This window comes from Dickeya oryzae (genome assembly GCF_009372235.1).
Lineage (GTDB): Bacteria > Pseudomonadota > Gammaproteobacteria > Enterobacterales > Enterobacteriaceae > Dickeya > Dickeya oryzae.
In genome coordinates this window covers 69,378-83,337 of record NZ_SULL01000021.1, presented here as the reverse complement: position 1 = coordinate 83,337, position 13,960 = coordinate 69,378, and the positions used below count along the sequence as shown (strand labels likewise).

Genomic DNA, 13,960 nt, shown 5'->3' with positions numbered 1-13,960 from the left:
AATACCTGTGTGCCTCAGCGCATCTCACGAGTACCGGTGTGAGGTGGTGAAGCCCCAGCCAACAGCGCGTTGGCCGCTGTCTCATCACTGCCCGAGGGGAAACGCAAGGCACAGGGCAGCGCCAGCACGATCAGTATGCCGGTCGCCATAAAGGTCTCGCTGATGGCGGCGGCACGCGCAGCCTCCTGTGCCAGCCCGCTGCCCGCCAGCCGAAATTCGAGGTACAGCGACGCCACCACGATCGCCAGCGATGACACCAGACGCCGTGAAATGTTGTTCATCGCCGCTCCCTGGGTGACCAGCGTTTCCGGCAGTACATTCAACCCGGCGGTGGTCACCGGCATGTAGGACAACCCCAGCCCGATGCCGCGCAGTATCATCCAGCCAAACACCACACCAATGGATGACTGCGCGCCTGCCATGCCTAGCCCGATGGTCGCCAGCGCGGTCAGCAGTACCCCGGTACCCACAACCCGCGCCGGGCCGTGGCGGTCGAGCAGGTTGCCGCCGAGCTTACCGAACAGGCTGGCGAACAGCGCAGTGCACAGCAGCGCCAGCCCGGTCCAGATGGCGCTGTAGCCCATCACCATTTGGACCAGCATTGGTAATAACACCAGGCATTCGAACATCCCGACCGATTGCACCACCGCAATCACCACACTCAGTCGATAGCCGTGCAGTTGAAAAATACGCAGGTTCAGCAGCGGCTCGCGTTTACGCAGTTCGACGCGAACAAAGGCCGCCAGACAGGCCGCTGCCACCAGCAGCATCAGCAGGTTGAGTGGATTCGCCAGCGCCGCCGCATGATGTAATCGCCCGGCGGCTACCATCAGCAAACCAATACCGGCGGACACCAACAGATAGCCGGTCATATCAAACGGCTTGCGCTCACCGGGCGTGGTTTTCGGCAACACCACCAGCCCCATCAATAGCGCCAGTGCACCGATGGGAATATTCATGGCAAACAGTGAGCGCCAGCTAAACCACGTCAGCAGGATGCCGCCGCACAGCGGCCCCAGCGCCGGAGCCAGCATCACGATAGCGCCCCAGATACCGGTAATACCGCCACGCTCCTGTTTGGGGTATACCGAAAAAATCAGCGTCAGCGACAGCGGGATCATCAGCCCACTGGCGATGCCCTGCACCGTGCGAGCGGCTATCACCAGCGAGATGGAATCCGCCAGCATCCCCAGCACCGAGCCGCTGATAAACAGCGCTACCCCCAGCAGATAGAGTGGTTTGTTACCCAACCGGTGCCCGAGATAGCCGGTCAACGGCATCGTCATGCCCATGCTGACCATGAACGCCGCCACGATCCAGGTAGCGAGCAGCGGCCCAATGTGAAACACCTCGATGAACGCGGGCAATGCCGGGTTCAGCGAGCTGTTATTCAGGCTGACAGTTGTCGTACCGAGCAGCACATTCACCACCACCAGCCAGCGTGGAACAGCACTAGTCGACACGGTCCACCGCTCCGGTTATGTCTACGCTCGACCCGTCCGCCGTGATAACCCCGGCGTCGGTGATGAAATACTGCGCAGGACGGGGGTGACACAGAAAATCGGCATGCGAAATGTTGTAGCCATAGGCCCCGGCCAGCGGCAGCACCAGCAGGTCACCGATATTCACGTCGGTCAGGCGCTGGTCACGGCTGAGTACATCTTTCGGCGTACAGAGCTGGCCGACGACTGTCCAGTCGCGCGTTTCCCCTGCTGGCTGCGCGGGTGCTAACGGCAGATGGATGATGGGGTGGTCATGCCCTTGCGCCACCGGCAGGCGGAACTGATGCGTACCGCCGCGACACACCAGAAAATGCTTACCGTGGCTGCGTTTCTTATCCAACACTTCGATGGCGTAATAGCCACAATACGCGCTGATAAACCGCCCCGGCTCAAAGCGAACCACCGGTACATCCGGCTGTTGCGCCAGCCGCACACGCAGGTAGTCACACAATGTTGACCAGTCGAAACGCTCCGGCGTCAGGTACGGCACGCCAATACCACCCCCGACATTGAGGTGGGTAATCTGTTGTGGATAGGCAGACAACGCTTTCCACTGCGGCCAGCGCGTCAGGTACAGATCCAGCAATTGCTGATGCCGCTCCACACTCATCTGGTGCGACATGGCATGCACGTGGAACCCTTTAAGTTGCAGGTGGCTGGCGTTATCCACGTCACGCACCGCATCCGGCAGGTCTGCCTCATCTATGCCGAACGGTGTCGGCGTACCGGCCATCGCCAGTTTGCTGGTCAGCGACGACGCCAGTTCCGGGTTGATACGGATGAACACCGGCTGAACCACGCCGTGTTGTTGCGCTCGCTGTTGCAGGCGAGCTATCTCATGACGGCTTTCCACATGGACCGCCTCCACCCCGTGTTCCAGCGCCAGGTCAAAATCAGAATCCAGCTTGCCCGGCCCGGAGAACACAAACGGTTTCGCGGTGGCGCATCCGGCCACACGGTCGATTTCCCCGCCGGAGGAAATCTCAAACCCATGAACCAGCGGTGCGATGGCATCCAGAATCGGTTTTTCGCTGTTGGCCTTGATGGCGTAATAGAGTTCGACACCGGGTGGCAACGCCGCCATCACCTCGCTGACGTGTTGACGCAATGCCGCCAGGTCATAGACAAACGCGGCCAGCGGATCGCGGTGCTGCTGTTGCAGGCGAACGATCAACTGGCGAACAGGCTGTGGCAGCTTACCCATGCTGCACCTCATGCTGCTGTACCTCACTCTGCGCGAGCGAATCATGCCGCCTTGAGTTATGCTGCCCCGCCGTATGCCACGCTTCGCCGTAGCCTGCCACCTTACTCGGGTGCGCAGTCTCGCCCCAGGGGGACGGCAACTGGACGTAGCTGGCCTGACGATCGGCCTCGGCTGCCAGCCGCACCTTGAGGTTGGTTTTACATGCCACCGGCGCACCAGCGATCAACGCTTCCAGCTCCGGTGCCGGTTGGCGCAGTTCCGCCTGAATGGCACGCAGTTGCTGTCGGACCCGTTGCCACATCAGCGGTGCCAGATGGGCACGACCATGACTCAACGCCAGAATGGCTTCTGACAGGTGGTTGATGAACAGGCAGTACATGATGCGGTTCCAACCCTGCTCGCGGGAATACAGCAACGACTGGCGCACGCGTGGGTGTATATCGTCAGGAATCGCGTGGATACCGCGATCGTCGGTCAGCTTCACCCCTTCGAAATCGCGCAGCAACACCTGATGTGGTCGCCCTTGTTGATGCACCAGCACGCTATTTTGCAGATGCGGTTCCATCACCACACCGTGATTGAAGAACAGTGACAATACCGGTCGCAGTAACCGCGTCTGATAGTCGTCAAACCAGTACAACAACGTGTTGTCATCCAGCGCCGCACCGTAGTGTGTGCGCAGGAAAGTATGAATCATCGGCTGTAAATCGACGCCACGGGCAAACAGCGTACCGGCCATGATGCTGTGCTGCGCACCGGTACGGCGACAGAAGTTCTCACGCAGAATGCCGCCGGTTTGCTCGCGAAACCAGTATTGGTCCGATTCGCTGACACCAACCGGGCTCCAGCTCACCACACCCGGTTCGGCCGCCGCCGTCAGACCACCCAGCGTATCGGCCTGCTGCGCCAGTAACTGGCGGAACAGCCGGTCGATCAGCACCGTGCTTTCCAGCTCGTACCAGGCGTTTTTACGCACACAGTTGGTGATGCGCACGTTCAGCGAGCCTTTGATAAAGTAATCATGGTCTTCGATAAACCAGGTGCGGATAGACGCGGTCGGGCTGGCGACACGCCCGCTTTGCCCCAGATCGCGGATCACCTCGTCTTGCAGTAACTGCTGTACGCGGGCGTCCTGCATAAACAGTTGTGCCTGCACCGGATGCATACAGATGATGGCGCGCCCCGGTGCCGCTGGGCCTTGATCAGCAAACCCCTCCAGCACCTGTTGCGGCGTCAGGCCGTTGGCACCAATGTGTAAGCCTTCTGTTGGCACCTCGAACTGATGCAACGCCGCCCTGGCCTGAAATTCCGGTGCCCACTGCTCCTGGCCGAGATGTGCAGGCCACAGGCGTGCCTTGGGCGCAGGGTGGCTGGGGTGGCCGAACCACAACCCTTGCTCGCTGTGCAGGTAGTGCTGTAGCGGTGCGTCTGTTTGCTGGCGCTGGTTGTGGCTGACAATCGCACCGACCAATTGCCTGCTCTGCAGAATCTGCTCGTACAATTCCGGGTTTTTTCTCCCGGCAATGTGTTCGCAGGCTGCCAGTATGCGGGCAATCACACGTTCAAAATCGGGGCAGTGCCAGTCGCCTTGTGACTGGCGCAGATAGACATCAGACAGATAGTGCTGACTGCCGAACGTATCACGGCGGTCCACCATGACAAATAATTGCAGTGAGTCGGGTAAACCGAGCACCATCGGAATACCTTTCCAGTCCGCACCATCAAAATAGGCCCCCGGCGGGATCCCTTTCATTTCGTCTGGCCATTCATATCGCACATACCCTTCCGGTATGGCGAACTCTTTGATAAGACAATTCAGTAACCCATGCAGGGCTGCTTTTTCGCTTATCATTCTGGACAAGGCATCATGATTAAGGTTGTTCATCTCTGCTCCATAAGAATAACAATCGGCCGGTGATGTCGTGGCGACGGTTAACTATCCTGAATATACCCGTCATAATTCAAGTTGCAGATGTGTTGGCTGCGTTCATTCACCCGAATCACTTACCTGTGTAAGCTCATCGGGATTCACTCTCTTGCCGTCTTCCTGCAACTCGAATTATTTAGGGTATATATAACTGAATAATGCCCCGCCTTTCGGCGGGACATGAATTAAAAGTCAACGCTATAGCCTAACGTCACGGTTCTTCCCCGACCGGAGAAATAACGCAGGGAGTTCTCAATCGCGCTTTGCGAGTAATACGTGATGTACTCCTTATCAAACAAATTAGAGACCGCCAGATTAATTCTGCCTTTCGGCAATTTATAACCGACGGCGGCATCCACCAGTAAATAACCGTTAAAGTCCTTCTGACGGTTATCCATAATTCTGTCGAAGGCGTAATTGGCCTGAATAAAGGAAGACCACTGCGGCGTCCAGTTGGCAGACCAGCTGGCGGTCAGGCGATCCGGCGGAATATTTAAGCCGTCCAGCTTGCTGTCCAGGCTGCCGTTGCCATCGCTGTCGAACCACCCCTGAATATGGGAATAACCGACTTTCAGGCGGTGATCGTCATTCACTTTGTAACCCAATGAGGTTTCGATACCGTCGATACGGGTTTTCTGACGCTGGCTCTGGAAGGTGCCGTTGACATCCACTACGCGTTCGCCCAGCTTGGATGTCGAGCGATAGTAACTCAGTTCAAACTCCACCGGGTCTTTCTGGATACGGAAGCCGGTTTCCACGTTATCCGTGACAATCGGTTCCAGCAGCAACATGTTGACCGACTTATTAGGGATTTTAATGTCGCGCAAGCGGCGGCCCACGTCAGGAATACCAAAGCCTTGTGAATAGTTGGCAAACAGACTTAACGGCTGATACGGCGTGGTCCATACTGCGCCCACGTTATACAGCGTCTTGTTGAAACTCAGCCGACCGCCCTGTACATCCACGCTGTTATTCGGCGCTTTGGCGGTACTGGCCGCCACCGTCCGGAAACTGTCGATGTCCAGTCGGGCGTACTCATAGCGCACCCCGGTGGTAATTTTCAGTGAGTCGACCGGCTGAATATCCCACTGCATAAACGGCGACAGATCGGTGTATTTCATCTGCGGTGCATAGATGCGCTTGGTCAGCCAGAAATCCTGCTTGCCGGTATCAAACAGGGTATCGAAGCCCACGGTCGCTTTCAGGTAGTCATCCCAGATATCGTCTTTGGTCAGCGCCACTTTGCTACCGTAACGGCTGGAGGTCACCCGTGACTGGTCATAGAGCTTATTCCGCGGCGCAATGCGGACATCCTGGAAAGAGGCGGAGTTATCTGCGCCGAACAACGACTCGTAATTCTGGTAATACACCAGCGAGTTCAGTTTCATGCCCGCCAGATTGTAATTATCGTAGGTAGCGCTGGTAGTCCAGACGCTGTTCATCGGCGCATCGCCGACCGGACGCCCGGATATGGACGTGGCTGGGATACCTTTATCGCGGTCACCGGCAATGCCCAGATAGTTCATCTTGCCTTTTATTTGATAACGGTTGAGGCTGAACTGGACTCGCTGGTCATCATCCAGCCAGTAGCCGACCTTCGCTATCACGTCATAGGCGCGCGAATCCATCAGGTCGCCCTGGGTATTATCCACCCCAATCGGGCGATCTTTTCCGTCCAGAAACAGCCCCTGATCTTCATAACTGACGGAGAACAGATAATCCAGATACTCTTCGCGGCCACTGAACCCGTAAGTGGTTTTGTAGCTCATGGTGTCTGAGCTGACTTTCGTCGGCGAGGTGGTTTCCACGCTGAAGTGCTGGTTAAACGAGCCCGGCTCCGGGCGGCGAGTGATAATATTGATAACGCCACCGGTCGCACCGATACCATTGCTGGCACTGGCACCGTGAATCACTTCGATGTGGTCTACCATCGAGAAATCAATGGTGTGCATTTCACGCCCGGTGGGGCGTAACGGGTTCGACTGCGGAATGCCGTCGACCATGATCAACGGCGCGCGACCACGGAATGTTTCACCGCTACCGCTCATTTTCTGGCGGCTCGGTGCCATTGCCGGTAATAAATTACTTAATATCTGGGAAGAATCACTGGTAATTTGTCGCTGCTGTTCAATCTGTTCTTTAGTAATAATGGTTACAACCTGAGGCGACTCTTTTTTTTCGGTATCCGTTCGGGACGCCGTGACCACCATTTCACTGTCATTTTTATTTGTACTATCTGCCGCGTCAGCCTGTGTAAATAAAAATAATGGCGTCAACGCATATAATGCCCGAACCTTCATTCCTGCAACCTCATTATTATTTTCCCAGTCAATAAAACGCTGATGTTCCCACCAGCACATATCATTAAATAATCTGCTCAGCCCAAGGTGATGCCCGTAATAACGCCGCCAGCAATCAGCTTTTATTATTTTGCTTTTGGGATCATGACGGGCTATTCACGCCGAATTACCGATGGCGGATTTGCGCCACCGCGTCAGTTAACGCCTGCTCAAAACGTGCCACAACGCTGCGACACTGTTCTTCGGTAATAATCAGGGGTGGCAGCAACCTGACCACATTACCCTGTCGGCCTCCCCGCTCCAGCAACAGCCCCTGCCGGAAACAGTGCTGTTGGATAGCGGCGGCCAGGTCGGCATCCAGCGGGTAGCAACCACCGGCCTGCACGGGCTGACGCTCATCAACAATTTCGATGCCCAGCATCAGGCCACGGCCACGCACCTGTCCCAGACAAGGGAAGCGTGGCTGCATCTGCATGAACTGCTGCTTGAGCCATTCACCGCGCGCCGCCGCCTGCGCCGCCAGTTTGTCGCGCAGCAAAATATCAATGGTGGTTTTCCCGGTCGCCATCGCCATCTGGTTGCCCCGGAAAGTGCCGGTGTGAGTACCCGGTTTCCAGACGTCAAACTCGCGTCGAATGCCCAGCACCGCCATCGGTAAACCACCGCCCACCGCTTTCGACATCACGACGATATCCGGCTCAATACCCGCCTGTTCAAAGGCGAACATACTGCCGGTGCGGGCAAACCCGGCCTGTACTTCATCTACGATCAGCAGGATGCCGTGACGGCGCGTCACCTCGCGCAGCGTTTGCAGCCAGCGTACCGGCGCCGGGTTAACACCTCCCTCACCCTGCACCGCTTCAACGATAACCGCCGCCGGCAGTGACATACCGCGCTCGACATCATCGATAAACCCGGTGAAATAGCGACTGAGTGCCTCAACACCCGCGTCACCGCCAATCCCCAACGGGCAGCGGTATTCATGGGGATACGGCAGGAATTGAACCCCGGGCATGAGATTCTGTACGGCCTCTTTCGGGCCGATATTGCCGGTCACGGCCAGGGCACCGTGCGTCATGCCGTGATAACCGCCGGAGAAGCTGATAATGCCGCCCCGACCGGTATAGGTTTTCGCCAGCTTCAGCGCCGCTTCAACCGCATCTGCCCCCGAGGGGCCGCAAAATTGCAGGCAGTACTGGCTTTCACCGCCCGGCAACAGCGCCAGCAAGGTTTCGCAGAAGGCATCTTTTAGCGGCGTGGTGAGATCCAGCGTGTGCATCGGCAAGCCCGATGCCAGAAATGCCTGAATACTGGCGACAACCTCCGGGTGGTTATGTCCTAGCGCCAGCGTCCCCGCCCCTGCCAGACAATCCAGATACCGGTTGCCGTCCACATCCGTCACCCACACACCCTGTGCTTGCTGGATGACCAGCGGTAATTTGCGCGGATAACTGCGCACATTGGATTCAAACCGTCTTTGACGCTCCAGATAATCGGCATTGGTTCTCTGCCCACTCTCCATCACCGCCGCATCCATTACCGCCCACTGTGTCTCTGACATCGCCCTCACCCTCCGTGATATTGATAATGACAATAATTATCATTAAGAATAGTGATACTCAAGTGTTATTTAAATGACAGTCTTCATAACCAAATCCTTACAAACATTGAAAGAATGCTCACTAATCGCAGGTGGCAAGAGGGTTTTTTGCGGCAAGATAGGGGCAAAATACACGAGGCGAGCAGGCCGGACATGAACTCATTTTTGTGATGAATATCACAGTAATCGACTGAGTAGTATTCAGGTCTATCGTTGCGATATCCCGCAAGGTGAATAATCGAATGGGATAATAAAAATGCCGGTTCCCCTATAGAAAACCGGCATTATAACAAACAGATAAGTCCGTCAGCTCAGTATGACTGATGATGAGTGTGACGATAATAAGTGTGGCGATGAATTAGTGTGACGACGATTCCGGCTCAAACAACGGCAACGGTTTGCCGATGATATAACGCTGGCGCAAATGGGCGGATAACACATCCATCAGCATCACCACCACCACCAGAATCAGGGTGATGAACATCACCACATCCCAGTTCCATAGCCGCATGTTTTCGGCATACACCAGCCCGATACCGCCCGCGCCGACAAACCCCAGCACGGCGGCGGAGCGCACGTTCGACTCCATTTGGTAGAGGCTGAGCGCCAGAAAGGTGGGGAACGATTGGGTGAAAATGCCGAAGCGGTGTTTTTGCAGGCTATTAGCCCCCACCGCACTCAACCCACGGCTCGGCGAACGTTCTACCGCTTCATGCCCTTCGGCGTACAGCTTGCCGAGCAAACCGGCATCCTGCATCAAAATAGCCAGCGCGCCGGAGAGCGGCCCCATGCCCACCGCCCGCACAAAAATAAGCCCCCATATCGCCATGTCGATGCCGCGTAACACATCCAGCAAACGACGCACCAGCAACGCCACCGGTCGCAAGATCGGCGCGTGCATCACGTTACGGGCCGCCAGAAATGACAGGGGTAACGCCACCAATGTGGCCGTCAGCGTACCGGCGAACACAATCGCGATGGTGATAAATATCTGTGACAGGTAGTAGCCAAACGGCCAGTTGGCAAAGTCGTGCCACACGAACATGCGCATAAAATAGCGCCCTAATTCACCGAAGCCGCGCACCCACTGCTCGATACTGATGCCGAAAAACACCAGAAACACCACGTAGTAAAGCAGTACAGCGGCCCCCGTCAGCCCGACACGCCACAGATAACGGCGCTGCTGGCTGAACAGCTCGGGATGTTTCTGTTTGATAGCGGCGATATCCGTCGACGCCAGCGAGGTCATGTTCATTTGCTGCCCTCCACTACCCGCTGTCGCAACCATCCAGACAGCGCATCCAGCATTGAAACCACCACAATAATCAGCAGCATGGTGATGCTGACCTGGTCGTAGCGGTCCAGTTTGATATTGGTCATCAGTTCCTGACCGATGCCCCCGGCCCCCACCAGCCCAAGAATGGTGGACTGGCGGAAGTTGATCTCCAGCCGCATAAAGCTGTAGGAGAGCACAATCGGTTTGACCTGCGGCCACAACCCGAAGCGCATGCGCTGTAATACGCTGGCACCACAGGCAGCCAGCCCGCGTACCGGTCGTTCCGAGGCGGTTTCGATCGCTTCATAAAACAGCTTGGTCAGGCTACCAATGGTGTGTAACGCCAGCGCCAGAAAACCGGGGATGACGCCGATACCAAAGGCCATCACAAACATCACCGCCCACGCCAGTTCCGGCATGGTGCGCAAAAACGCCACCAACGCCCGGATAGTAAAACGCACCCCTGGCGGGCTCTGGGTATTCCCGGCAGCCAGAAAGCCCAGCACCACCGATGCCGCCACCGAAAATAACGTGGCCGCCAGCGCCAGGTTGAGCGTTTCCCAAATCAGCGGTAACTGGATAGGCAGGCGGTATCCCCAGTAAGCCAGTGACCCTTCGGTATGACCATCCGCCAATAGCAGATGCCAGTGCAATACCGGCATCGTTTCCGACAGGTAGTCAAAAAAATGGGGGAACGACGTCCACAGGGTGTTCAGATTAAATTCGGACAATTTGCCCGCGCCGATATACAGCACGGCCAGCACCAGCGCCCATGTCAGTGACTCGCGCTTTTGCTGCGTACGTATGCGCTGGTAGTAGCGTTCAAAATCAGGGTTCAGCATGCGTTTAGTCTGGATGGTGGAAAACAGATGAGCGGGTCGGCGTCGCCATAAAGCGAGAAAGGCATCCTGCCTGTGTTACCGTCCTCAATATCGCGCCATGATGCACCGCGGATTCAGGGACGCGCCGGGAGCGATAGCCCGGCGCAATACCGCTAGCCGTGCTTAACGGTTGCCTTTAGTCAGCTCGCGTTTCATCTCGATAATGGTTTTGTAGTCATCCACGCTGGCCGGACCGATATGCTGTTTGCCACCGACCGCTTTGATAAAGCACTCGTGGTCTTCTTTATCCAGCTTATTCACCGCGGCGATCAACCTGGCTTTAAAAGGCGCAGGCAAGGCGTTACTCACCAGAACAGGACCGTTCGGGATCAACGGCGATTGCCAAATAATACGAATCTGCTTCATCAGATCCGGATGGTCCATACGGATCAGACGGCCAAACGCGCCGCTGGTATAACCGGTGTTGTAGTCACCGATCATTGATGCCCAGGTCACCGCGCCATCAAACTGGCCGTTCAGCACACCGAGGATGTCCTGCTCGTGGCCGCCGGAGAAGGTCACGCTGGAGAAAAAGTTGTTGTACTTGTTATCCGCATTACCGCCGAACTGCTGTTTAAACGCCTGATTAGGAATCAGGTAGCCGGAGGTGGAATCCGGGTCGGCGAAACCAAACGCTTTGCCTTTCAGGTCTTCCAGCTTCTGATAAGGGCTGTCAGCTTTGACGACGACCACCGAGTGGTAACCACGCGACTGGTCAGCGTCATCCACCACGATACCGACGATATCCACCGCGTTCGGATCTTTGATGTACACAGACGCATACGATGAGGGCGACATGCTCAGCACCAGATCAATCTTCTTACCCAACAGCCCCTGGATGACACCGGCGTAATCAGACGAGTTACGCATTTGCGTGTCCACGTTCAGCTCTTTATCCAGAAACTGTTTGACGCACTGGTTATCGCCGATTTGCTGGGTGGCGTTCTGCCCACCCAAAATGCCCAGGTTCAGGGTTTTCGGTGTTTCCGCGGCGAATACGCTGGCGGACACTACCGCACCGGCCAGCAACGTGGTCAACGTAAAAGTTTTTTTCATCGGTTTGCCTATTTTGTCGTTATGCCAAGGTGATGTGTAGTAATGCGATGTTAAACAGGGAATTAGTGAACCGGTTGCAGGTCGTCGCCATACAAGGTACGCAACAACCCATCGGTCAATGCTGACGGCGAACCGTCAAACACAATGCGCCCTTGTGCGATGCCAATGGCCCGGGTGCAATATTCTTTCACCAGCTCGACCGAGTGCAGGTTGACGACCACGGTGATGCCGTTGTCACTCACCTGTCGCAACACGTCCATGATGCGGCGGGTGTTTTTCGGGTCTAGGGAGGCGACCGGCTCGTCGGCCAGCAGGATTTTAGGGTTCTGCATCAATGCGCGGCAGATGGCGACACGCTGCATCTGGCCGCCAGACAGGTTTTCCGCCCGTTGCAACGCATGCGGCAACAGGTTCATCCATTGCAGCAGCCCAATGGCATGGGCACGATCTTCGTCGGAAAACAGCTTGAAGAATGATTTCAGGGTTGAGGTTTGGCTCAGGCGACCCAGCAGTACGTTGGTCAGCACATCCAGTCGCGGCACCAGACAGAAATCCTGAAAGATCATGCCGCATTCGCTGCGCCACTGGCGCATCTGACGGCGACTGAATTGCAGCACATCCTGCGTCTCGCCGTGCAGGTCGACCTGCGGCTGTGTGGCGGCCTGCGACTGTGTGTCAACCTGCGATTGTGTATAGCGCAGGATTTGCCCTTCGCTGGCCGGGACCGTGCCGTTCATCACGTGTAATAGGGTCGATTTACCGGCACCAGAACGACCAATCACCGCCACCATTTCACCGGCGTGCAGGTCAAAATTGAGGTTCTCCAGCACCCGTTTCTGCTGCCCGGAATAGGCTTTGCACAGCTGCCGGACTGACAGTATGGGAGACTGTGATTGCGTCTGGGGTTGATAAGCGCGCAGTTCAATCGCGCTTTCGGATGCTAACAGTGCCTGTGCCATGGTTTTCGTCATCGTTTACGGTTAGTCAACACTATGGACGCTATTAAGCGCAGTGCAGATGAAGACTTGATGACAGCTTTGTGATTAGAAAATGAACATTACAGAACAACGACAGCAACGCGCGCGTTGGTAAGCCAATATCTCCGCTCACCAACGCCTACCGCTATGCACACCCAAACACCATCAGGCAAGCTGCGTCACCAAACCACCACGGCACATTGAAAGCGAAACAATTTATCTACAAAACAATAAATTACCCGATAACAGCTTACACGATAATCCACGCCCCATCGGCAGCGGCCTGTACGCCCTCCGGCAGGGTGTTTTGCATCAGCCAGGCGTCGGTTTCATGACTGAGGTGGGTCAGCCAGGTGTGTTCCGGGCGTAACCACTCACGCACCTGCAATACAGTGTTCAGATCACTGTGATTGCGCGGTGGCGTGTCGCGCGGCGGCTGGGTGCAGTCCATCACCATATGCTCAAGCCGCTTACCACGCAAAAACGCCAGGGTGTCATCCGGCAGGCCACAGGTGTCGGTTAAGTACGCCACGGCATGGCGACCGGTTTCCAGCAGATAACCAAAGGTGGGTTTGGAATGATTCAGCGGCAGTGCCGTCACCCGTAACGCGCCCATCGCCACCGTCTGAAACGGCGTCATCGCCGGTTGAAAATCCAGCCGTCGCGGATGTTTATACAAATCATCGCAGCCTTGCTCATCCGGTGGGCCGAATACCGGGATCCGATCGCCGATACCCCAACGCAACGAAAACAGCCCCTGAACATGGTCGACGTGGTAATGCGTCAGCAAAATACGGCGGATTTCATTCACGCCAAAGCGCTGCTCCAGTTGCGTCACGCCCGCATCCAGCAAGGTCACCTCGCCATCACACCGAATCATCAGGCTGCTTGGCCCACGCCGAAAACGGGGGTCCCGACGCGCCCGTTCGCAGGCGATACACTGACAACCGGTCAACGGCACCTGCTGTGCGTCACCGGTGCCCATAAACATTAGTTCCATAGCATCAGCTCCATAACATCACGTCCATTTTTAATGGCTGTTGACAAACAGCCGTGTTGTTTTGTTACTGGCGAATAGATATCAGCACAATGAAATGTTTCGTGCGTGATAACCACGATGGTCCCTTGCAACTTCATCGCACGCCCGACAAGGAGAGGCTCAACGCCGCCTCTCCTTGACCTCTGGCTGGTGGCTAAACTATGCCGCTAACGCGGTCCCTTCGGCGCTCGACTTCGC

At 56.3% G+C, this 13,960-nt stretch carries 10 protein-coding genes; all 10 read right to left on the bottom strand.

The window, feature by feature from the left end; all coding sequences use genetic code 11:
- Window positions 1-14: 14 nt before the first annotated feature.
- The 10 genes from FAZ14_RS19595 to phnP all read right to left on the bottom strand — a co-directional run bounded on the left by FAZ14_RS19595 (window position 15) and on the right by phnP (window position 13,723).
- Window positions 15-1,463, bottom strand: coding sequence for a DHA2 family efflux MFS transporter permease subunit (locus FAZ14_RS19595; RefSeq protein ID WP_153509060.1), 1,449 nt, complete (start codon window positions 1,461-1,463; stop codon window positions 15-17).
- Entirely contained in the window at window positions 1,453-2,706 is a 1,254-nt protein-coding gene (locus FAZ14_RS19590; RefSeq protein ID WP_153509059.1) for a type III PLP-dependent enzyme, read from the bottom strand. The genes FAZ14_RS19595 and FAZ14_RS19590 overlap by 11 nt, the downstream gene beginning before the upstream one ends.
- Window positions 2,699-4,591, bottom strand: a complete 1,893-nt coding sequence (locus FAZ14_RS19585) for an IucA/IucC family protein (RefSeq protein ID WP_153509058.1) — start codon at window positions 4,589-4,591, stop codon at window positions 2,699-2,701. Before FAZ14_RS19585 ends, FAZ14_RS19590 begins: the two co-directional genes overlap by 8 nt.
- 227 nt (window positions 4,592-4,818) lie before the next feature.
- Entirely contained in the window at window positions 4,819-6,933 is a 2,115-nt protein-coding gene (locus FAZ14_RS19580; protein ID WP_153509057.1) for a TonB-dependent receptor, read from the bottom strand.
- Window positions 6,934-7,099: 166 nt separating this feature from the next.
- Window positions 7,100-8,494, bottom strand: a complete 1,395-nt coding sequence (locus FAZ14_RS19575; RefSeq protein ID WP_153509056.1) for a diaminobutyrate--2-oxoglutarate transaminase — start codon at window positions 8,492-8,494, stop codon at window positions 7,100-7,102.
- Between the two features lie 397 nt (window positions 8,495-8,891).
- Window positions 8,892-9,788, bottom strand: a complete 897-nt coding sequence (phnE, locus tag FAZ14_RS19570; RefSeq protein WP_080646402.1) for a phosphonate ABC transporter, permease protein PhnE — start codon at window positions 9,786-9,788, stop codon at window positions 8,892-8,894.
- Complete coding sequence (gene phnE, locus FAZ14_RS19565; protein ID WP_012885246.1) at window positions 9,785-10,651, bottom strand: phosphonate ABC transporter, permease protein PhnE; 867 nt, start codon at window positions 10,649-10,651, stop codon at window positions 9,785-9,787. The genes phnE (FAZ14_RS19570) and phnE (FAZ14_RS19565) overlap by 4 nt, the downstream gene beginning before the upstream one ends.
- A gap of 162 nt (window positions 10,652-10,813) precedes the next feature.
- Complete coding sequence (gene phnD / locus FAZ14_RS19560; RefSeq protein ID WP_038926103.1) at window positions 10,814-11,746, bottom strand: phosphonate ABC transporter substrate-binding protein; 933 nt, start codon at window positions 11,744-11,746, stop codon at window positions 10,814-10,816.
- Window positions 11,747-11,808: 62 nt separating this feature from the next.
- Window positions 11,809-12,705 carry a phosphonate ABC transporter ATP-binding protein gene (gene phnC / locus FAZ14_RS19555; protein WP_153509055.1) on the bottom strand — a complete coding sequence of 299 codons (897 nt, stop codon included), beginning with the start codon at window positions 12,703-12,705 and terminating at the stop codon, window positions 11,809-11,811.
- A gap of 268 nt (window positions 12,706-12,973) precedes the next feature.
- The gene (phnP, locus tag FAZ14_RS19550) at window positions 12,974-13,723 is read right to left on the bottom strand and encodes a phosphonate metabolism protein PhnP (protein ID WP_153509054.1); all 750 of its coding nucleotides are present in this window, start codon (window positions 13,721-13,723) and stop codon (window positions 12,974-12,976) included.
- Window positions 13,724-13,960: the final 237 nt, after the last annotated feature.